This is a genomic window from Colwellia sp. RE-S-Sl-9, assembly GCF_048296855.1.
In the GTDB taxonomy this organism is placed as follows: Bacteria; Pseudomonadota; Gammaproteobacteria; order Enterobacterales; family Alteromonadaceae; genus Pseudocolwellia.
In genome coordinates, this window is record NZ_CP182631.1 from 376015 (window position 1) to 397374 (window position 21360).

Sequence of the window (21360 nt, forward strand, 5' to 3'; positions counted from 1 at the left end):
AGAGTTTATTTCAAAGTGCTTGAGCTATATCAATTCAAGGCAGTGCTTTGTAATAATGGTCGTTCCCTTATAAAAAGCATTATCTTTTATTGCAAGTAAATTTAACGTAGAAGTTAGGAAAAATAGCTGTTAGAGAAGCATTTATCAAGCCGAGTTCAGATGACTTATCATATAAGTTGATGAGGTGCGCTACTATAGTGAAACTATTTTGAGAGACACCTTTAAGATAAATTATTTTGTTATTAATATTTTATGAGATATTGGTAATGTTAATAAACTGGTTTTCATCTATGTTTGTAGATGATACTACTTCATCAGAAAACTCATATGCTTTCCGTTTTTCAGTTCTATCTATGGCAAGGTTTGAAAAGTCGAATAGGTCAGTATCTGCTAATTGGCTTAAACTTACATTTTTGAGTGACTTGAATATATTTTGAACACGTCCGGGTGTTTGCTTATCCCATTCGCTTAGCATGGCTTTAATGTTTTGTCTTTGAAGGTTCTCTTGTGAACCACATAAATTACAAGGAATGATAGGGTAGTGTTGAAAGTTAGAATAATCTAAAATATCTTGCTCTCTGCAGTGAGCTAAAGGCCTAATCACAATATTTCTGCCATCGTCAGAGCGAAGTTTTGGAGGCATAGACTTTAGTTTTGCACCATAAAACATATTGAGAAACATGGTTTCAACAATATCGTCCATATGATGGCCAAGTGCTATTTTAGTGGCTCCTATTTTTTCAGCAAATGAATATAAGGTTCCTCTGCGTAAGCGCGAACATAAACCACAAGTGGTTTTTCCTTCTGATATTTTTTCTTTAACAACAGAATAAGTATCTTTATCAACTATGTAATAAGGAATATTTAACGATTCAAGATATTCAGGAAGAATATGTTCAGGGAAACCCGGCTGCTTTTGATCTAAATTAACTGCAACGATTTCGAAATGAATAGGAGCAGCTTTTTGTAATTTAAGCAGAATATCTAGCATTGAAAAAGAGTCTTTACCTCCCGATAAACACACCATGACTTTATCGCCGTCTTCAATCATATTGTATTCAGCGATCGCCTGACCCACATTGCGTCGTAAGCGTTTTTCTAGCTTAGATAGTTGTATGGCTTGCTCGGATGTTAGTGATACTTCAGGTGTTGTAGGTAAAGCGTTCATATATGTTCTCACGTTAATAGCGAGCGCATTATACCTAAAGGTTTGTTCTTAATAAACTAGGTAAGAGGAGAATTAAAAGAGTCTAGAGTTATATTAATAACTCTAGAGTATTTAGGGAGAAAATTTATTTAATTGTTAGTACGTTACTGCTATCTGACCAATCGATACGCTACCGCCTGACCATGTTGTACGACATTTTAATTCTAAAGTACTGTCAGCTTCATAATTGTTATTAATATTATTTGTACTATAATTTACAAACTGCTCACCTGTTATATTATAGTTTGTAATAGTACTCCAATCAAAACCTTCACCAGTCCCAAATCTAAACCATTTAGGTATTCCTCCATCGTTTACTTTCCGTATACGTGAAATTAGACACCCACCTGGTGCTTGTTGTATACCATTGACTTTGCCATAAACGTTAAGTGAAATATTACCCATATTGGCTGTTAGAGGGACACTACAATTGAAGTATCTAGTGGTTCTTTCAAATTGAGGATCAAAGATAAAGTAACCTTGTTCGGTTGGACCTACAGACTCAGAAGAAATAGTTGATAGGGCATTTAAGGCGCCTTCAGCCGTTTTTAAGTTATTAAATGCAGTTGCATGTTTAACTACATCTTCATTACAGTGAGTTGCACCAGAAAACGTAAGAGTATCAGCTAATGCAGATGTTGAAGATAAAAAGGTAAGGGTACCTAATATAGAGATGAGTTTGTTCATAATAATTTCCTTTTATATAATATTTTTTCCCTAAATACGAAACTAACATTACACAACTTTAATAATAAAATCAATAGATTGATTTGTTAATTGTAGTGTTATATATCGCTAATTGAGTTTTGTTATTGGCGAGGGATCAATTTAATATTACTACAAATAGGAGGACTTGGTTACTAAGCTAGTTAAAGTAGAGTTAAGTTGATTTAGATGTAATAGGTAATAAAGTAACTAAAATAGTAATTAGCTACTTTATTAGTGTTTTTATTACTTAACAAAAGGTGATTCATATCCATCAGGTTTTAACGCGAGTACATCACAGTTCAGTCGATCTATTACGTGTTCAGCGGTATTGCCTATTAATGTGGCTGATAATCCTGTTCTACCTACCGTGCCTAAAATCACTAATTCTGCGTCGATTTGGTTGGCAATTTCTTCGATAACATCTTCAGGTAAACCTTCTTGAACGTAGGTGTTCTCTTTCGCTATCTGGTATTTTTCACAATGTTCTGTCATCGCATCTTGGTGATGTTTTAACATAGTATCGTTGTATTCTACCGCGTTAAATTCAGGTATTTCTATGGTGATGTTAACAGGCGTACCGGGATAAGAATTAACAATGTGCACGTTACCGTTTATTGTTTTTGCTAAGTCGCTCGCTTGTGAGGTGATTTTATGGTTAAGCGAAAGGTGTTCTTCTTCATCACTTCCTACATTTATTGCTGCAAGTATATTGCCGTTTTCAGGCCATAAATGATCTTTAACTAATAACACAGGGCAAGGGCATTTACGTAAAATATGCCAGTCGGTAGGCGTAAATATAACGGATTTTAGTTTGTCGTGTTCGTGAGTACCTTTAATAACAATGTCGTGATTATGATCAAGCACTTCGCTGATCACTGCTTCAAAAGGTCTGTTGTGCCAAACAACTTTGGTGTTGATAGTAAGTGACTCTGTATCGAGTTGTTCGATAATGTTATTAAGCCATTGGTGTCTATCGTCTATAACGGTTTGTCGCATAGATTCACGTTCATCGCTTGATAACATGGTGGTCATTTCGTAAGAAAAATCAAAAATAGATAAGAAGGCTGTGATAGTAGCCTTAGTATGTTGTGCTAGTTCAATACTACGCTTTAACGCTTTTTGGTCGTCTGTCGTAGGATCAATAACCGTTAGTATATTTTGATACTTTTTCATAATATCGTCCCCAATTATTTAGCTCGTATTTATAATACCATGAGTATCAGTATAGTGTATGAACGAGTGTTTTTTAATTGTTTTACATCAAGATATTCTTAATTAATAATATCTTGATGAAGAGGGGAATATGAAATTTAAAATAGATCTTTTACGGAGATTAACAACAGTAATAATAACGTACCTTTTACTACTGTTGTTTATACCCGTTATCATTCAAGATGCAGGTTTCAGTGGGAACTAAAAACAATTTAAGCACAGATTTTACGTTCCAAACAAAATCTAAGGTCTACATCCATGTATGCAAGGCATTAAGTTTACGTCATGGCTATTCTCGGTAACTGCTCCTGCGTTACCCTAATGTCCTACATCCGTGTAGGAACCTGACTAAAGTTAATAACGAAGCATAAATTGTTTTAGACCCATCGAAGAAGCGCTTGAGCAAAATCACTTCATCAACAACGCTTTTCATAAGGGAGTAACCATTATCACAAAGCGTTGCCTTGAATTGATATCGCTCAAGCACTCTGAAATAGCCTCTTGATTGGTAACGGGTATATATCGAATTACAGTGAAGCAACTTCGTTAAGCTTTTCAATATTTTTAATGGTAATCAGTTTGCCACTCACATCGATTAAACCATTTTTATGAAACCTATTCAGTAAGCGGCTAATCGTTTCAACCGTTAAACCAATAAAGTTACCTATATCGCCACGTGTCATGGTTAATCTAAACTCAGACGCAGAAAATCCTCGTTCATGATATCTTTTACTTAACGTACTAATAAAAGTTGCTAATCGTTGCTCTGCATTTTTATGATTAAGTAACATAAGCATTTCATGATCTGAACGAATTTCAGAGCTCATCATTTTTAATATTTGTTTTTTAAGCTTTGGCATAGTGTTAGAAATAGAGTCTAACGTGTCGTATGGAATTTCACATACCATTGATGTTTCCAGTGCTTTAGCAAAACTAGGATGTTCTGAATTGGCAATGGCGTCAAAACCTAATAAATCACCTGCTAGATGAAACCCTGTAATTTGTTCTTCTCCTTGCTCATTAACGGTAAAGGTTTTAAATGTACCAGAACGAATGGCATAAAGAGATTTCATTTCGTCGCCGTCTTGAAAAATTTGCTCACCTTTATGGATAGGCTTTTTACGGTCAATAATATTATCAAGCGTATTAAGTTCTTGCTCGTTTAACGAAAATGGAAGGCATAATTCACTAATACTACAGTTTTGACAATGGATGTGTTGTTTTCCTGAGCAATTGTTGTTTTCCATAATGTCCATACTTAATCAAAGGTTAATTGATTTGGATCATATTCTAACCTTCATCTATATGCAATCGATTAAACGAGCAAGTACAAGGTATAAATACCGTAACCGATAAGGCTTATTGCCATTGTTTTTCTAAATAAGGGGTGGTTAAGTAGCGTTTTTGCTTTGATTAAGCTATACGACATAATAAGCAATGCTGGTAGGGTTCCTAAGCCAAAGCTAGTCATAATTAATGCGCCCGTAGTTACGCTGCCACTAGCTAATGACCATGTTAGCATTGAATAAATTAAACCACAGGGCAACCAGCCCCATAGCGCACCTAAACCTATGGCTTTTTGTGGTGAGTCTACAGGTATTAAACGTTTGGAGTAAGGTGATAAATATTGCCAAATAAATTTACCTAAGCGTTCAACTCTATTTAACCACATAAGCCATTGGCCAATATAAAGTCCTAAAAATATAAGAAATAGAGCGGATATTACGCGTAAACCAGCTAAAGGTACGCCAAGATTTTTAGCCGCGACAGAACCTGTAAAACCAACTATTGCGCCAATTAGGGTATAAGATAATATGCGACCAAAATTATAACTGAAAACTAAAAGTGTTTTTGAGTACGACGAATGTTTAGGTAGAGCAGAGGTTAGCATTGAGGTTATGCCACCACACATTCCTAAGCAATGGCCAGATCCCAAAATGCCTATAATAAAGGCTGAAAAATAATCAATGTTCATTAACTATCTTTTGGTTGATTTGATGCGTTGGTGTTTTTATTCTTTTCTGATATTAATTCTGATGTTGATTTATTTTTATCAGCTGCTTGATCGTCATTTTCGTCAAACAAAATACTTAAACCTTGTTTTTCAAGATCATCAAATTGTTCTGTTTTAACTGCCCAGAAAAAAAGATAAAGGCCAATAGCCGTTAATAGTACCGCGATAGGAATTAATACGTAAATTATGCTCATTGAATATATTAGCCTTTTGTATCTTTTTTGATATTAAGTAAGCGCAGTGAGTTAGTCACAACCAATATGGAACTGGCTGACATACCAATAACTGCGAGGTAAGGCGTAATATAGCCAGCCATTGCTAACGGCAACACTAAGGCATTATAACCAAATGCCCATAAGTAGTTTTGCCAAATAATTTTTTTAGTTTTTTGAGCAATGAGTTTTAACGCAGTAATATTAGTTAAATCACTGTTTAATAATATAATATCTGCGCCGTTTTTCGCAATATCTGTACCACTTCCCATGGCTATGGCTATATGAGCCGCGCTAAATACAGGCGTGTCGTTGACACCATCACCCACCATGGCAACAATATGGTCAACTTGTTTGGCTTTTAATAGCTCAACTTTATTTTTAGCACTTAAATTACTGTGAGCTTGAGATAAATGCAAAACAGACTGTGTTTTATCGCAACCGGCTTTATTGTCGCCTGAAAGCATTAAGGTTGATATTGATTGGTCATGCAAGTTTTTAATTAAGCTAGCGGCGTTATCTCTTACACTGTCTTCTAGGTAAAAGGCAGCGATAAGTTGTTCGCCTGTTACCAATACGCATTGAGCATTATTCACATTAGCTTCTGAATCGGCTAAACGTAGGGTGGGTAATAACCAACTGGGTTTACCTATTTGGTAGGTTTCGTTTTGATAATTACCTGAAACGCCTGAACTGGGTGTTACTTCTATTTGGGTGACATTAAGAGAAAAGTCTCTATGTTTAATAAATGCTTTTGCGATAGGGTGTTCTGAGTGAGATTCTAATCCAGCAGCAATAGCTAATACTTGTTTTTCGCTAAACGCACGATCAAATAATTCCACCTTACTGATAGTAAACTCACCCGTGGTTAACGTGCCTGTTTTATCAAAAGCAAAACAATTAACGTTAGGTAAGGTTTCCATTACGTGGGCTGACTTTATCAAGATACCTTTATTATTTAGTGTAACTGTTGCGCAAGTTAATGCGGTTGGTGTGGCTAACGATAAAGCACAAGGGCAGGTTGCCACTAATACCGAAAGCGTTATCCAAAAGGCTTCTTCAGGTAAGTGTATTTGCCAATAAATAGCCGTTGCTATTGAGGTAAGTAAAATTGTTGCGACAAAATATTGTGCTATTTTGTCTGAAAGCTTGGCTAATTTAGGTTTATGGGCTTGAGACGATTCACTTAAACGTATCATCTGGTTTAAGAATGAATATTGATTTTCTTTTTTTACTTCAACCGTAATATTACCATCGCCGTTAATGGTACCCGCTAAAACATTATCGCCAATATTTTTGTTAACAGGTGTTTGTTCACCAGATAACATCGATTCATTAATTTGGCTAGTACCTGAAATAACCATGCCATCGGCAGGTACAGTTTCACCAGGCTTGATCAATACAAGATCAAACTTCTTTAAATGTTTCGCGGCTATTAATTTTTCTTGTTGAGTTGTGCCTTTATCGTCAGTGATAGAAACAAGCTTGGTTGCGGTCATCGGCATTAGCTTGAGTAAATTAGCCGAAACATGAGAGGCTCGCATTCGCGCTCTAAACTCTAAAAACTTGCCAATAAGTAATAGGAAAGTAAACATGGCGACTGATTCAAAATACACTTCTCCTTGCTGACTAACCGTTGCCCAAGCGCTGGCAGAAAAAGCAAGAGTTATAGCAATAGAAACAGGAACATCCATTGAAAGGCGTTTTATTTTTAATGTATTTATCGCACCTTTATAAAAAGGAAAAGCGCCGTAGGTAACTATAGGTAAAGTTAAAATTAAGCTAGCCCATCTTAAATAAACAAGGTTGTATTCAGACATATCTGAAAACGCGCCAAAATATAATCCTACGGCAATCATTAATACCTGCATCATTAAAATGCCTGAAACGCCTAAACGCTTGATAAATGATTTACTTTGAGCTTTGTTTAGTTCTTCGATTTGGCTGGCTTTAAAGGGAAGTGCTTTATAACCGATGCTGTCTATGCGTTTTAATATTTCACTTAACTTTAGTTTATCATCTTGCCATCTAACGGTTGCGCGTTGTGTGGTTGCATTTACGGTAATAGAAACTATGCCTGTGGTTTTCGATAGCTGCATTTCAATTAACCATGCGCAGGCAGCACAACTAATACCATCAATAGTTAAAATAGCTTCTTTGTATTCGTTAGTTTTAAAGGTAAATTCGTTTTGTAAGCTTTCGTCATCTAATAATTGATTACGTTGTAACTGTTGTGGAACCAGTTGTTCGCCTTTTTTGGCTGGCTCGGTGCGGTATCGATAATATTCCGTTAAATTATTTTCAACAATAACAGAAGCAACGGCTTCGCAACCTATGCAGCACATAGGTTGTATAACGTTATCTATTTTAACTGATAAATCTATACCTTTAGGAATAGCTTCACCGCAATGGAAACACAAAGATGACATAGGTTGTTTTATTTCAGTAATGTGAGTTTATCAATAATTAGTTTAGTCATAATTAACTGGGTAATATGACTAAACTAACATGAAGGTTTAACTGTCTTTAGGTGCAGGCTCAATACTAATAGCTGAAGCTTGAGGTAAATATATCGTGTTTTGAATTTTCCATTTATTATCAAAAGTAGATAAGGTAATTTGCCACTTACCTTTAACGTCATGATCTAAGTGATGTCTAAAATTGCCATCGCCATCTGGAGTTAACGTTAAAGCGAAGTCTTTTTCTTCTTGTGTAGGATGATAAAAATTAACGCTAAGTAATGAAAATTCTTTTTCAATACCCGTAGGTTTTATCACGAGTTCATTATCTTTTAATGTAAGAGAAAATTTCATGCCTAGTTTTTGAGCTAATTTTATTTTACTTAACTCTAAGTTAATTGCTTTCCCTTTTTTGTAATAGTTACCAACTACCAGTGGATCAGGTTCGTGGTTGGCAATAATATAAGTAGCAATACCTGCAACTACGGCCGAGAAGGGTAATGCGAATACCAACCAAGCCCATGGTTCTTTGTACCAATATGTTGTCATTTATATGCCTTGTTCATGAAAATAAATAAGCGCGTATTATACGTTTTTATTAGTGATGAACCAATAAAAGATGGAGGGAATTGATTTAAATCTATAATTTTATGTGAAGGAGGTATAATTGTTTTAATTTACATTATTATAGCCGTTAAGGAGTTTTCATTGATTTACCCTGTATTTTTTATGGTATTACTTACATTAGTTATCGGAATTGTTGCATTTTTTACACGTGTAAATAGCGTAAAAGCACGTAAAGTTAATCCCAAAGCGTATAAATTAATGGATGCTGAAAGTTTTCCTGAGAGCGTTATTAAAACCACGCGTTGTTTTAATAACCAGTTTGAAGTACCGGTATTATTTTATGTGGGATGTTTATTTTACGTTGCTTTAAATATTTCTAGTGTTGTCGGTTTATACTTTGCGTGGGCTTTTGTGATACTGCGCGTAATGCATGCTTATATTCACATTACTTATAATCATTTACTACATCGTATTATTGTTTTTTGGGCCGCTGTTTTTATGGTGTTAGGTTTATGGATAACCTTGATGCTGAATATGGCGTAAATAAATGAGAAGAAAAAGGAGTGATGATCAGCTCATCTCTCCTTTTTATATTATTTTTTAATAGGTGCTTATAAAGTTACACCGTTTTTCCAAATAGAAATTTCACGATTATCGTTAATCTCGTTATTTGTTTTTTCACCTGATGCAACTTTTAGTAAGTAACTAAATAATTGTTCGGCACATTCATCAATACTCATATCAGACGTTAATATTTGGCCTGAATCGAAATCAATCCAATGTTTTTTACGCGTCGCTAAATCTGTATTCGACGATATTTTTACGGTAGGAACAGGAAAGCCTAATGGAGTTCCTCTACCTGTGGTAAAGAGAATGATATTAGCTCCTGCAGCTGAAAGGGCGGTTGATGATACCGCGTCGTTTCCAGGCGCTTGTAACAAGGTTAATCCTTTGCCAGAAGACGCTTTTTTACCATAACCAATCACTTCATTAATAATGGCTTTGCCTCCTTTTTGAATGGCGCCAAGAGATTTTTCTTCTAATGTGGTTAAACCACCAGCCTTATTACCCGGTGATGGGTTTTCGTAAATAGGTTGATTGTTTCTAATAAAGTAATCTTTAAACTCTTGCACAAGGTCAACAATTTCAGTGTAAATTTCTTTACTACATGCTCTGTCCATAAGCACTTGTTCAGCACCAAACATTTCAGGGGTTTCGGTTAAAATAACGCGACCACCGTATTGGGTGAGCATATCAGTAATTCGGCCAACAACAGGGTTTGCTGTTAAACCACTAAAACCGTCTGAACCACCACATTTCATGCCTAATGTAAGTTGCGATACCGGTACTTCGGTGCGAACGTCTTTGTCCATTTCATTCAGTAATTCTTCAACGTATTTCAAGCCCACTTCAATTTCGTTGTCTACTTCTTGGGAGTTGAAATAACGTACTTTCTTGGTATCAATATCTTTAGTTTCAGACATTAATGTAGATAACTGATTGTTTTCACAACCTAAGCCAATAACTAATACGCCACCAGCATTCGGATTTTGCATTAAACTACTTAACAGATTACGTGTATTTGATAAATCATCACCTAATTGAGAACAACCGAATGGGTGTGTTAGTGCCACAAATTCATCAGCACGACCTTCAAACTGTCTTTTACATAAATCAGTTATGCGTTTTGCAGACTGATTTACACAACCTACGGTATTAATGATCCATAAATCGTTTCGGATACCAACCTTACCATTTTTACGTACATAGCCTTTAAAGGTAGGCATGTCTGTTTTATCAGCTAAGGGAGTAGGCTCTTGATCATAATGATAGGTTTCACTACCGTTTAACTTAGTAGATAAATTATGGCTATGGATATGAGAACCCGCGGCAATATCAGCTGTCGCTTGGCCAATAACAAAACCATATTTAACAACATCATCGCCTTGCTTTAAGTTTTTCAACGCGAGTTTATGGCCTTTAGGTATCTCTTGGCTGAGCGTTACATTTTTGTATTCTTTAGATAAAACAGTGCTTTGAGCAAGAATAGAAATGGCAACGGCAACATTGTCATCATTATGTACTTTGATTACTTGGCGAAGTAAATTATTTTCAGAGTTTTTCACGTTAATAAAATTCTTAAATATGATCGTGAGTAAATTATATCATTTATATATAAAAATGTTAATCTTTACTTAATGGTCTAGCCGTAATATTATCAAACCTGAAACTTGCTATTTTTTATTTAGAAAGGAACATTCTTTAGGGTGGTAAATTAATAACGGTATTGTACGTAAAAGTCAGTGCAGCATGTAATAAAAGCAAACCATAATTAAAACAAGAGTTATAAAAATAATATAATTTATATATAAATAACTTAGGTTGTTTATAAATAGGGGACATAGATGAACACAAGCGTGAACGAAACCATTGGCGAACCGTCAACGGCTAACAATGAAGAGCAGTCTTCAAAACCTAAAATTTTAGAAGCACAATATATAGTACCTTTTATATTGGTGGCTTCGTTATTCCCTTTATGGGGTTTTGCAAATGACATAACCAATCCACTTGTAAAAGCATTTAAAGATATTTTTCTTATTTCAAATGCTCAAAGTAGTTTAGTGCAGTTTGCTTTTTATCTGGGTTATGGTGTTATGGCTATTCCTGCGGCAATTTTTATTCGTCGATTTTCTTATAAATCAGGGATATTACTTGGTCTTGGGCTATACGCGACAGGGGCGTTATTATTTCTTCCTGCTTCCATTACTATGGAGTTTAATTACTTTTTAGCTGCACTTTGGATTTTAACTTGTGGTCTAGCTTTATTAGAAACCACAGCCAACCCTTATGTTTTATCTATGGGGCATCCGGACACTTCAACACAGCGCTTAAACTTAGCGCAAGCGTTTAACCCTATCGGTTCACTTACCGGTATGTTTGTAGCCTCTAGTTATATTCTTGGTGAGTTAAAAGTTGAAGAGTTTAGATTAGCAGAAAAAGCAGCAAATCCTGACTATGCGAACATGTTGCCGTCAGTCGTGGACGGAAAATTAACACAAGCTATTCAAGATTTCTCGGTAGCTGATCCTGTTGCACATCAAGCGATGCAAGCAGCAGATTTAGTGACTGTGCGTGGTCCGTATATTGCCATTGCAGCGGTTGTTGCTGTGTTATTTGTTGTGTTTTTATTTAATAAGTTACCTAAAACTATTTCTACCGATCACCCGTTAACACTTAAAGAATTAAAAGAAACTTTCTGTCGTTTAATCGCTAATAAATGTTATTTAGAAGGGGTATTAGCACAAGCCTTTTATGTTGGCGCACAAATTATGTGTTGGACGTTTATTATTCATTACGGCATGACCTCAGTCGGCTTAACTGCAGCAGAGTCACAACAATATAATATGGTTGCTATGGGCGTGTTTTTAGCAAGCCGATTTATTTGTATTTTCTTATTGAGTTTTGTTCGCCCTGGGCAACTATTAATGTTACTTGCAGCTGGTGGCTTTGTGTTGTCGTTAGGTACTATTTTCTTAGGTGGTTATGCTGGTTTATATTGTTTAATTGGTATTTCAATATGTATGTCGTTAATGTTTCCAACCATTTATGGTATTGCCCTTAAAGGCATGGGTGACGATGCAAGTTTAGCGTCAGCGGGTTTAGTTATGGCGATTGTAGGCGGTGCGCTTATGCCACCATTACAAGCAAGCATGATTGACGCAGCTCCTCTTATTGAAGGTATTCCATCGGTGCAAACTTCGTTTGTTTTACCTCTAATTTGTTTTATTGTTATTTGTGTTTTTGGTTACAGAGCGCATAACAAATATAAAGTATAAGCTGTTCAGCAAAGGTTAAAACGAAAAAATGAAAGGCGAATACTTAGGTGTTCGCCTTTTTGTTTAGTTTTTTATACGGTATTAAGGTTTTTTACGTTTATATTTATAAAGTATTTTATATTAAAGGTTAATACCTGTTCCGAAAAACTGCTTAAGTTTAAGAGGAGTGGCATTTTCGTCACCTGTTACAAGATAATACACCAAGCCAGCATCTGAAGCGTCAGCGACTTTTTCAGGATGCTCCTCCATTCTTTTATATATCCATGCAATATTTTTATCTTTATGATTTTTCATCCAATGCCAAACTGTCCAGTCTTTACCTGAGTTCCAGCCTTGGTTTACATCCCATTTTACATTTTGATCTGTAATACGAATATATTTTAATCTGTTGCCACTTAATGCCATAACATCTTCTAATTTGTGATGGCTATTTTTTGCTAATACAGGTTTTTTATCAAATTTAGGATCGCCTCTGCGTAAGTGATTGTCATTGTAGCCACTATGAGAAATGATAGTGACATGAGCAAGGCTTTCTATATTTCCATCTGCTATCACTTGCTTTACAACTCGATAAAAAAATTCAGCAGGTCCCATATGCAGAAAAAACAAAGGATCGGCAGCGGTTGATTTAGCAATCTCGTTGACTAAATGACCTCGAGCTTTATTGTATTCTTCAGTCACGTCAAAGAATTTAGTTTTATCAAAGTTCCAACGCTTGATGGCCCCATCGACACCAATTTCCATTTGATTGATATCGCTTGTATGAGCTGGCGAGTCAATAAAGTTATTGTATGAGTAATGAACAAGTTTGTTGTGCAGTTTCTTCTTGGCAATAATAGCTAGGGCAAAAGGGGTTCCTCCCCAATCATCAGGATCGGCTCTTGGCCAAAAATGTAAATTATCTGCTTGATTATTACCATCAGCACTAATCGCAATGCGATTATTGTGGTAATTACTGTTTTGAGATTGGGCTAGAAACGAAGTTGAAATGAGAAGTATTAATAAGGTTAAATATTTCATTGTAACTCTTTTGTGTTTATATAATAAATTATATGTTTATATATAAGTTGTGCGGGTAATCTAGTCAAGTGAAGTCGATAAAGGTTTTATGGTTAACCAGTACCCTGAACTAACTCATATATACTTAACTTAGCGTTGGAGTATATAAATACCTAATAATAACAACTTAATTAAAGTAAGTTTTTTTGTGGGTACTAAAACCTATACCAATAAAAAATTTAATAATACATTTATATGATTAACCTCAACTCGGGTTAATGAATGTTAGATAATGAATTAAAATTATTATTTATCAAAATCTTAACCTGTACCGTTGTTTTCCTAAGTTATATTAGTCTCTCAACATTGATATTTTTGTGTATAACAAGGCGAATTTTTCTATCTAATAGCTAGCTATTAGTAATAAATTCAACGACGTTAGGCATAAAAATAGCTTGTTGAGTAACTTTGCTTATCCCGAGCTGAGGTTAATTACAATAGGTTATGTGTTTTTCTTTTAATATAAGTAGTTAGTTGGGTTTGTATTTTTATAGAGTAACTAAATGCACAATAAGATGTTAGTTCCTTGCTGTTTAGCCGTTGTTATTCTTAATAAATAAAGTAAAAATTATAGTTGAATCATATTACTCATAAAAATGTATTTATTTTATTGATGTGTTGTATGTAATCTGTTTGGTTTAAATGTAAAAAAATAAAAGGTGTTTTTTGTGAGTGTTTTAAAAGTTATTTTAGTACTAATTGTTCTTTTTGTAACAACTGCATGCGGAGGTAAAGACGATAAAAAGGCTACCAGCATCAATAAAGTTGAACAACCAAAAACAGAAAATAAGGTAACAAAAAATTTTTCAGTTAGCTTAACTCATGTTGAAATTTCTACCGTAGCAAATAGTACTCCTGTTGTGGTTGATACGAATAACATCAATAGCGGTACGCTAACGTTAGATAAGGAACAATAAGATGTCTCATATAACAAAAAAAATTGTCTTAGCAAGTACAATTACCACCGCGTTAACTTCAACTCTAATTATTGCACAAACGCCAGAACCTGAAGCGGGTAAACGCTGGGTACTGAATGCTGAATTCTCTGATGAATTTAATGGAAACACCCTAGATAAAACGAAATGGCGGAATTACCATGAAACATGGAAAGGTCGAGTGCCAGCAAAGTTTGAGCCTAGTGCTGTTTCTGTAAGTAATGGCAATATGCAAATTAGAAATCATAAATTGGCAGTACCTGATGGTAATTACACGATTGCTGGAGGGGCTGTACAGTCAATTACGAAAAACGCTTACCATGGTTATTATGAAGCACGTTTAAAGACTTCTCGTATTAATATGTCGACGACTTTTTGGCTATCAAATGGTAATGAGGACTTATTATCTCCCAATAACGTAAATGCTGATTGTGATAATGATAAATGGAGTATGGAACTCGATATAGCTGAAGCTGTTGGTGGTGTTATTGATAAGGAGTGGGGAGCGTCATTTAGAAATGGTCAACAATACAATACTCATGTGTGGTATTCAGATTGTAGTGGCAACCGTCAGGGTTTTGCTAAAGGTGTTAATGTCGCTGAAGGTGATGGCTCAACACCCGTTAATAATAAGTTACCCGATGGCGAAGAAGTTTGGCAAAATTTTAATACTTTTGCAGCTTGGTGGAAAAATGAAAATGATGTGCAATTCTATTTAAATGATAACTTTTCAGGCAAAGTTAAAGTAAGTACAGCGCTGCATAACAAACCGTATAGTCGTCCAATGGGAATCCAAATGTTAACGGAAACCTATAACTGGGCAACACCTTATCCAACAGATGATGAATTATCGAACGATGCAATAAATACCTCATATTATGATTGGATACGATCATATCTTTATATAGGTGTTAATGATGATTTACCTGTAAAAGACTCGGTTTTATTCACCAATTCAGGCTTTGAGTCAGGTGATTTTACGGCTTGGAGTGGTTGGGGAGGCTCACCACGTGATGTTGTACAAACTAATGTGAATACAGGTACATATGCCGGCCATGTTGTGGGCGGTGGTGCAATTGAAAAGGTAGTTACTTTATTAACCAATACCGAATATACCTTCAGTGCTTATGCTAACGTGATTAGCGGTAGCTTGAATTTTGGTGCTAAAACTAACAATGGAGATGAGATAAGTTTTGGTGTGACTATGCTAGCGGTTAATGATGGTTATGAAAAAGTTACTCTTACGTTTAATACCGGCGAGCAAGAAAACATAAAACTATACTGGTATGCTCCAAATGGCAGTGAATTTTATGTGGATGATATTAAGTTAGATCAAATAGTTCCAGCGCCTGAATCTGTTAATAACCTCTCAACTGCACTTTATACTGAAAACTTTACTATAAAAAATTATGTTTTGACTGAAGATAATCTAGCGTTAGCATTTTTATATCAAATAAACCAAGATCGAGATGCGGAAATCGTTGTTTTTGATGGCAATAATGAAGTAACCCGTAAAAAAATCACACTTAAAGCCGGTTATGGTCATTACCTTACCGACATTGATTTATCGACAATAGATCATTTAGTTAAACCGGTATTTGAAATCAACCTGATGCCTGTTGGCCAAATGGCAATATTAACGAGCACAGGAAAAGTTGCTATCGCTGATTCAGTACCTCCTGCTGAAATCATTCCAACGCTAACTTTAAGTAAAGATATGATTGCAGATACATCATTTAAAACAGGGAGTGGTGAACAAGTTGTTTTAAAAGCCATACTAAATAGTGATGCGGTAGGAGCTCAATTACATAACTTAACTTTTAAAGCAGAAGGGGATATTAATGAACTAAATGATGTTAGCTCTATTAAGCTTTATCACGACAAAAATAATAATGGTGTTGTCGATAGCGATGAATTGCTCGCTTCAGGTAATTACAGTGCTGATAATGGTGATATTACCTTTAATTTAAACAAGGTTATTGTGTTACCGGTTGGAAATACTGCGGTGTTGTTAACCTATACTTTTTAACACCAAACTAGCTATTGAAAAACATATAGCAAAGGTTAGTACGTTTTAATGTTATTGTATTTTGGGTTACAGAGTATATGCCCATCTGTTGGTTTAAAAGCCTCTTATGCTGTGTGATTGATTTCGATAAGGTTTCTACAAGGATGTAGTAAGCGTTTAAACGAAAAAGAAAAAATGAAAGGCGAATACTTAGGTGTTCGCCTTTTTTGTATAGTGAAAATAAAAAAACAAAACATAAATAATAACGTATTACTTGTTGCAGGACGTGACCTCAAATCTATTGAAAAAGCTTACCCTAACTATTTAAGTGATACTTCTGAATTTCTAGCCGAATATAGCCGAATTATACTTTCATAAACTTTATATTAGTAGATTAAATAAGGTAAGACAGTTTTCTTACCTTATTTTTAATTTAACTTTTTTGGAAGCCTAAGCCAATATCGCTTTAACTATTTTACCGTGAACATCAGTTAGTCTGAAGCGACGACCTTGGTATTTAAAGGTGAGCTTTTCGTGATCAACCCCCATCAAATGCATTAATGTCGCCTGAAAGTCGTGCACGTGTACAGGGTCTTTAACTATGTTGTAACCAAATTCATCGGTTTCACCGTATACACCCGGTTTAACACCGCCACCAGCCATCCACATAGTGAAACAACCGGGGTGGTGATCTCGGCCATAACCTGTTTCTGTTAGCTTACCTTGTGAATAATTTGTTCTACCAAATTCTCCACCCCAAACAACAAGGGTATCGTCTAATAAACCGCGTTGCTTTAAGTCGGTAACTAATGCTGCTGATGCTTGGTCGGTTTTTTCACAATTAGCTTTTATACCACCGGGTAAGTTGTCGTGTTGATCCCAACCTTGATGATATAACTGGGTAAATTTAACGTTGCGCTCTGCAAGTCGCCTAGCAAGTAAACAGTTAGCTGCATAGGTGCCCGGTATTCTTGAATCCGGCCCGTACATATCAAATACCCAGTCTGGCTCATCGCTAAAATCAGTAGCATCAGGAACTGATTTTTGCATACGTTCGGCCATGTCGTATTGGGCAATACGCGATTTAATTTCTTCGTCTTTCCATTTTTGGTATTGCAGATCTTGTAGTTTTCTGAATTTTTCCATCATTGAACGACGGTCACCGGTACTTAACCCCGGAGGATTATTAAGATATAAAACAGGATCTTGACCACCTCTAAATTGAACACCTTGATGTATAGACGGTAAAAAGCCATTACCCCATAAGCGTGAATAAAGCGGCTGTCCACTCGCGTTACTCGACACCATAACAATAAAAGGCGGTAGATTTGGATTATCAGTACCTAAACCATAACTCAACCATGCGCCAATACTGGGTCGACCCGCAATAGGAAAACCTGTTTGTAAAAAGGTAATAGCCGGATCATGATTAATCGCGTCGGTATGCATAGATTTTACGATACATAAGTCATCAACAATTTTTGCGGTATGTGGCAGTAATTCACTTACCCAAGCACCAGACTCGCCATGCTGTTTAAAATCGAATACTGAACGTGCTAGAGGCAATGAGGTTTGTTGAGCACTCATGCCTGTTAATACTTGTTCGCCTCGTACTTCGGCAGGAAGTTCTTGCCCATGTCGTTTGTCTAACATAGGTTTGTAATCGAAAGTTTCTAGTTGTGAAGGCCCACCACTTTGAAATAAATAAATTACACGCTTTGCTTTTGCAGGTACGTGTGGTGAACCTAAAATACCGTCTAGGTTTGGACCTTGTTCAGCCGCGGCTGTAGCTGCTGCAAGATGAGGGTAGCCAGCTAAAGCACTAGCGCCTAAGCCGAGTGAAGCACCTTTTAAAAATTGACGTCTGTTTATCATTATATTTCTCTTTTCAATTCTTGTATTGTGATTAACGCTTAATAACTACAGCATCGTGATTCATTAACATGTTGGCTATTGAACCAAGTGACGCAAGTTGAACCTTATTGTCTGACGCTTTTAATGGTTTATCGCCAACTGCTAAAAACTCATCAGCTTGCGCTGGGTTTGCCGCAAAGGTTTGGTTAATTTCGTTATACATACTGATAATTATCTCTAACTCTTGATCTGTTGCTTGATTACTCGTTAGCTTGCGATATACCCACTTTAGCTGTTCATCAAGTGATGCCGAATGGTTGATAGCTTTGCTTGCAAGTGCACGTGATGCTTCAATAATTTGCGGATCGTTTAGTAAGGCTAATGCTTGTAATGGTGTACTAGTTTGTTGTCTTTCACCTACGGTGTAACTACGCATTGGAGCATCGAATGCGGTCATATTAGGTGGCGGCACACTACGTTTGTATATGGTGTACATTGATTTACGGTATAAATCGTTGCCTGAACCGTGCTTGTAAGGGGTTTTACTGTTCATTTTCCAAATACCGTCTGGTTGATAAGGATATACGCTTTCTCCACCAATAGAATCGACTAATAAACCACTGGCTGCTAAGGCGTTGTCGCGGATCATTTCTGCTGTTAAACGGTTTGTTGGACCACGTGCATAAAGTTTGTTTTCAGGATCCGCTTCCATTAACTCTTGGCTAGCTATAGAGGATTGTTGGTAGGCTGATGACGTTACCATGAGTGTTAACATGTGTTTAATGTCCCAACCTGAATCAACAAATTCTCGTGCCAACCAGTCTAATAACTGCGGGTGAGTTGGTAGTTGACCTTGGTTACCAAAATCTTCAGGCGTTCGCACAATGCCTGTGCCAAATAGCATTTGCCAATATCGGTTTATTACTACACGAGATACTAATGGATGTTTAGGATCTGTTAACCATGCTGCCAAACCTAATCTGTTTTTAGGGAGCGATTCATCGTAAGGTAAAATGGTTTCTGGTACACCTGGGCTTACTTCTTCGCCATGTGATGCATAACTACCGCGTTCCAATACATAAGCCTGTCTTGGTTCTGGCATTTCTTTCATTACCATGATTTCTTGAACTTGCTCTGCCATGCTGTTTTGTTTTTGGCGCAGCGCAGTTAATTGAGATGCTGTTTTTTTATAGTCTGGGTTAAAACTTTTGTTGAATAAAGCTAACAGTTCACCTTTGTTATTTAAAATAGAAGGATTGGATATATTGTTTATATTAGCAATTTCGATACCGGTTAAGTCTCTATTATATATTTTTAGATCGTCAACTAAAGCGTCTTTAGTGCCACGGCTACGCCAGCGAGCACCAACTTTAATGCCTATTTCTTTTAAAACACCTTCACGCGTGTGTTTAATGTCTTTGAATAGGTTATCTCTATCAACATTCATTGGAACCGCTTTGCCGTTAATATAAAAATTAACACCTTCTGCTTTCGATGAACCATCGTAGGTCATGGTTACGTTTAACCATTGATCACGTTGTGCGTTTTCTGGAGAGGTTAAAGCAATGGCATTAAAAGGGTAAGTGTGGGCTAAGCGTACTAACCAGCGGTTGTTTTGAATACCAATATCAAAGCCTTTAAAGTTATATAAAATGCCGGCCTTGTTGTAATGCACTAATACACCTTCTTCAAGTTCGGTTGGTAGTTTTACATCAATACTTACGCTGAAAGGTCGTGCTCTATCAAAGTCGTTAACCGACGGAAAATAAAGCGGGTCGTCACCATTGAGTTTAATGGCTTCACGTCCATTTTCATTAACGTGAACCATCGCAGGGCCTTCTTTTTTCTTGGGATTTGAACCAAAAATTACTTTACCGATGGCTTTAGGTGTCACGCTATTCGCTATTGTTTTGTTGTTGTCGCGTTTGGTTAACGGGAAATGAGCAATAAGCGCATCTTCACCTTTAGCTTCTTTAATGGTTTGAGTATTAGCTGTTAGCCATGCATTAAAGCGTTGGCTTTGTGCGTTATATTGGATATTTATTTTATTAGATAAATCTGAAATCTCGTTGGTTACATGAGTTAATTCTTGTGTTTGTTGGCTTGTTGGTATTAACAAGGTAGGTACAGGAATGTCTGTAGGGTCGTAAGAAATTTGTCCTGAATCATCAATATTATTGAAAAAAGCAAAGGTTGAATAATAGTCTTTCGCAGAGATAGGGTCGTACTTGTGATCATGGCATTGCGCGCAATGCATGGTTAAACCAAGTAAACCAGTACCAACGGCTTGAACACGGTCTTTTACGTATTCAACTCTGAACTCTTCTGCAACTATTCCACCTTCACCATTTTGTGCATGAATACGGTTAAAAGCGGTTGCTAAGATTTGATCTTGGCTCGCGTTAGGCAGTAAATCCCCAGCAATTTGCCAAGTAATAAACTCATCAAAAGGACGGTTTTCGTTAAAACTGCTTATTACCCAGTTACGATAAGGCGACATATCACGATAATAATCTGTACTGTAACCATGGGTATCAGCATAACGAGCAACATCAAGCCATTCAACCGATAAACGTTCCCCAAAACTTGGTGAAGCCATTAAACGATCAACTAATTTCTCGTAGGCGTTTTCGCTGGTATCCTGTAAAAAATTATCTATTTCTTCTAACGTAGGTGGTAAGCCAGTTAGATCGAACGTTACACGTCTTATTAGGGTTTCTTTTTCTGCTTTTGTATTGGGTGATAAACCTTTATCCGCTATTTTTTTAGCAATAAAATTGTCGATAGGGTTACTGACCCATTCATCATGCTTAGAGGTTGGTGTTTTTGCTTTAGCTGGCGTAATGTAAGCCCAATGTTTTTTGTACTCAGCTCCTTGGTCAATCCACTTTTTAATAATGGCTTTTTGTCGAGGCGTTAATACTAAATTAGAAGATAAAGGCGGCATCATGTAACTTTCGTCGGTAGACATAATACGCATGAAAGCTTCACTACCTTCAGCATTACCTGGTATTAGTGCCTGTATACCATTGTCGGTTACATGGGACGTTGCTAATTCAAAAGAAGCGAAACTCAAGCCATTTTTCGCATTAGGTAAATCAGGCCCATGACACAAAAAACAGGTGTCAGACAAAATAGGTCTAACATCAAAATTAAAATCAACTACCTCAGGAAGCGGTTCGCTAAATTCAATTTCAGGTTCTTTATCATTACAACCTAGCAGTAAAATACTGGTTGCAGCGAGTAAGGTTAACTTATGTGGTTTTAAATAATTTTTCATTTTAGCTCT

The 21360-nt window shown here is 36.2% G+C and carries 17 protein-coding genes; 5 read left to right on the forward strand and 12 right to left on the reverse strand.

What is annotated here, in order from left to right; translation table 11 throughout:
• Positions 1-250 precede the first annotated feature (250 nt).
• The 8 genes from ttcA to ACM9HF_RS01610 all read right to left on the reverse strand — a co-directional run bounded on the left by ttcA (position 251) and on the right by ACM9HF_RS01610 (position 8361).
• The gene (ttcA, locus tag ACM9HF_RS01575) at positions 251-1168 is read right to left on the reverse strand and encodes a tRNA 2-thiocytidine(32) synthetase TtcA (protein WP_473613967.1); all 918 of its coding nucleotides are present in this window, start codon (positions 1166-1168) and stop codon (positions 251-253) included.
• A gap of 135 nt (positions 1169-1303) precedes the next feature.
• Positions 1304-1894: a hypothetical protein gene (locus ACM9HF_RS01580; protein ID WP_473613968.1), complete on the reverse strand. Its 591-nt coding sequence runs from the start codon at positions 1892-1894 to the stop codon at positions 1304-1306.
• A 264-nt stretch (positions 1895-2158) separates the two neighbouring features.
• Positions 2159-3088: a universal stress protein UspE gene (gene uspE / locus ACM9HF_RS01585; protein WP_473613969.1), complete on the reverse strand. Its 930-nt coding sequence runs from the start codon at positions 3086-3088 to the stop codon at positions 2159-2161.
• A gap of 566 nt (positions 3089-3654) precedes the next feature.
• The gene (fnr, locus tag ACM9HF_RS01590) at positions 3655-4383 is read right to left on the reverse strand and encodes a fumarate/nitrate reduction transcriptional regulator Fnr (protein ID WP_473613970.1); all 729 of its coding nucleotides are present in this window, start codon (positions 4381-4383) and stop codon (positions 3655-3657) included.
• A 59-nt stretch (positions 4384-4442) separates the two neighbouring features.
• Positions 4443-5102 carry a sulfite exporter TauE/SafE family protein gene (locus ACM9HF_RS01595; RefSeq protein WP_473613971.1) on the reverse strand — a complete coding sequence of 220 codons (660 nt, stop codon included), beginning with the start codon at positions 5100-5102 and terminating at the stop codon, positions 4443-4445.
• The gene (ccoS, locus tag ACM9HF_RS01600; protein WP_077342918.1) at positions 5102-5335 is read right to left on the reverse strand and encodes a cbb3-type cytochrome oxidase assembly protein CcoS; all 234 of its coding nucleotides are present in this window, start codon (positions 5333-5335) and stop codon (positions 5102-5104) included. Before ccoS ends, ACM9HF_RS01595 begins: the two co-directional genes overlap by 1 nt.
• Before the next feature lie 8 nt (positions 5336-5343).
• A complete protein-coding gene (locus ACM9HF_RS01605) occupies positions 5344-7782 on the reverse strand; it encodes a heavy metal translocating P-type ATPase (protein WP_473613972.1) in 2439 nt (812 codons plus the stop codon).
• A gap of 87 nt (positions 7783-7869) precedes the next feature.
• The gene (locus ACM9HF_RS01610) at positions 7870-8361 is read right to left on the reverse strand and encodes a FixH family protein (protein WP_473613973.1); all 492 of its coding nucleotides are present in this window, start codon (positions 8359-8361) and stop codon (positions 7870-7872) included.
• Between the two features lie 159 nt (positions 8362-8520).
• On the opposite strand from ACM9HF_RS01610, the gene ACM9HF_RS01615 reads away from it, so the two are divergent.
• Complete coding sequence (locus ACM9HF_RS01615; protein ID WP_473613974.1) at positions 8521-8922, forward strand: MAPEG family protein; 402 nt, start codon at positions 8521-8523, stop codon at positions 8920-8922.
• A 68-nt stretch (positions 8923-8990) separates the two neighbouring features.
• Here the strand turns inward: ACM9HF_RS01615 and ACM9HF_RS01620 are convergent, their stop codons facing one another.
• Positions 8991-10505, reverse strand: a complete 1515-nt coding sequence (locus ACM9HF_RS01620) for a UxaA family hydrolase (RefSeq protein WP_473613975.1) — start codon at positions 10503-10505, stop codon at positions 8991-8993.
• A gap of 279 nt (positions 10506-10784) precedes the next feature.
• On the opposite strand from ACM9HF_RS01620, the gene fucP reads away from it, so the two are divergent.
• Entirely contained in the window at positions 10785-12215 is a 1431-nt protein-coding gene (fucP, locus tag ACM9HF_RS01625) for an L-fucose:H+ symporter permease (protein WP_473613976.1), read from the forward strand.
• Positions 12216-12335: 120 nt separating this feature from the next.
• Here the strand turns inward: fucP and ACM9HF_RS01630 are convergent, their stop codons facing one another.
• A complete protein-coding gene (locus ACM9HF_RS01630) occupies positions 12336-13235 on the reverse strand; it encodes a hypothetical protein (protein ID WP_473613977.1) in 900 nt (299 codons plus the stop codon).
• 707 nt (positions 13236-13942) lie between these two features.
• Here ACM9HF_RS01630 and ACM9HF_RS01635 point away from each other — a divergent pair.
• The 3 genes from ACM9HF_RS01635 (at position 13943) to ACM9HF_RS01645 (ending at position 16595) form a co-directional block, all read left to right on the forward strand.
• Positions 13943-14191: a hypothetical protein gene (locus ACM9HF_RS01635; protein ID WP_473613978.1), complete on the forward strand. Its 249-nt coding sequence runs from the start codon at positions 13943-13945 to the stop codon at positions 14189-14191.
• A 1-nt stretch (position 14192) separates the two neighbouring features.
• Positions 14193-16238, forward strand: a complete 2046-nt coding sequence (locus ACM9HF_RS01640) for a carbohydrate binding domain-containing protein (protein WP_473613979.1) — start codon at positions 14193-14195, stop codon at positions 16236-16238.
• 174 nt (positions 16239-16412) lie between these two features.
• Positions 16413-16595: a hypothetical protein gene (locus ACM9HF_RS01645; RefSeq protein WP_473613980.1), complete on the forward strand. Its 183-nt coding sequence runs from the start codon at positions 16413-16415 to the stop codon at positions 16593-16595.
• Positions 16596-16667: 72 nt separating this feature from the next.
• Here the strand turns inward: ACM9HF_RS01645 and ACM9HF_RS01650 are convergent, their stop codons facing one another.
• The gene (locus ACM9HF_RS01650; protein WP_473613981.1) at positions 16668-18092 is read right to left on the reverse strand and encodes a DUF1501 domain-containing protein; all 1425 of its coding nucleotides are present in this window, start codon (positions 18090-18092) and stop codon (positions 16668-16670) included.
• Between the two features lie 31 nt (positions 18093-18123).
• The gene (locus ACM9HF_RS01655) at positions 18124-21351 is read right to left on the reverse strand and encodes a DUF1553 domain-containing protein (protein WP_473613982.1); all 3228 of its coding nucleotides are present in this window, start codon (positions 21349-21351) and stop codon (positions 18124-18126) included.
• Between the last annotated feature and the right edge of the window lie 9 nt (positions 21352-21360).

Excerpts from the sequence above, each read along its gene's own strand:
- ttcA (WP_473613967.1), bottom strand. The coding sequence starts at position 1,168 with ATGAACGCTTTACCTACAACACCTGAAGTATCACTAACATCCGAGCAA.
- ACM9HF_RS01580 (WP_473613968.1), bottom strand. The coding sequence starts at position 1,894 with ATGAACAAACTCATCTCTATATTAGGTACCCTTACCTTTTTATCTTCA.
- uspE (WP_473613969.1), bottom strand. The coding sequence starts at position 3,088 with ATGAAAAAGTATCAAAATATACTAACGGTTATTGATCCTACGACAGAC.
- fnr (WP_473613970.1), bottom strand. The coding sequence starts at position 4,383 with ATGGACATTATGGAAAACAACAATTGCTCAGGAAAACAACACATCCAT.
- ACM9HF_RS01595 (WP_473613971.1), bottom strand. The coding sequence starts at position 5,102 with ATGAACATTGATTATTTTTCAGCCTTTATTATAGGCATTTTGGGATCT.
- ccoS (WP_077342918.1), bottom strand. The coding sequence starts at position 5,335 with ATGAGCATAATTTACGTATTAATTCCTATCGCGGTACTATTAACGGCT.
- ACM9HF_RS01605 (WP_473613972.1), bottom strand. The coding sequence starts at position 7,782 with ATGTCATCTTTGTGTTTCCATTGCGGTGAAGCTATTCCTAAAGGTATA.
- ACM9HF_RS01610 (WP_473613973.1), bottom strand. The coding sequence starts at position 8,361 with ATGACAACATATTGGTACAAAGAACCATGGGCTTGGTTGGTATTCGCA.
- fucP (WP_473613976.1), top strand. The coding sequence starts at position 10,785 with ATGAACACAAGCGTGAACGAAACCATTGGCGAACCGTCAACGGCTAAC.
- ACM9HF_RS01630 (WP_473613977.1), bottom strand. The coding sequence starts at position 13,235 with ATGAAATATTTAACCTTATTAATACTTCTCATTTCAACTTCGTTTCTA.
- ACM9HF_RS01640 (WP_473613979.1), top strand. The coding sequence starts at position 14,193 with ATGTCTCATATAACAAAAAAAATTGTCTTAGCAAGTACAATTACCACC.
- ACM9HF_RS01645 (WP_473613980.1), top strand. The coding sequence starts at position 16,413 with ATGAAAGGCGAATACTTAGGTGTTCGCCTTTTTTGTATAGTGAAAATA.
- ACM9HF_RS01650 (WP_473613981.1), bottom strand. The coding sequence starts at position 18,092 with ATGATAAACAGACGTCAATTTTTAAAAGGTGCTTCACTCGGCTTAGGC.
- ACM9HF_RS01655 (WP_473613982.1), bottom strand. The coding sequence starts at position 21,351 with ATGAAAAATTATTTAAAACCACATAAGTTAACCTTACTCGCTGCAACC.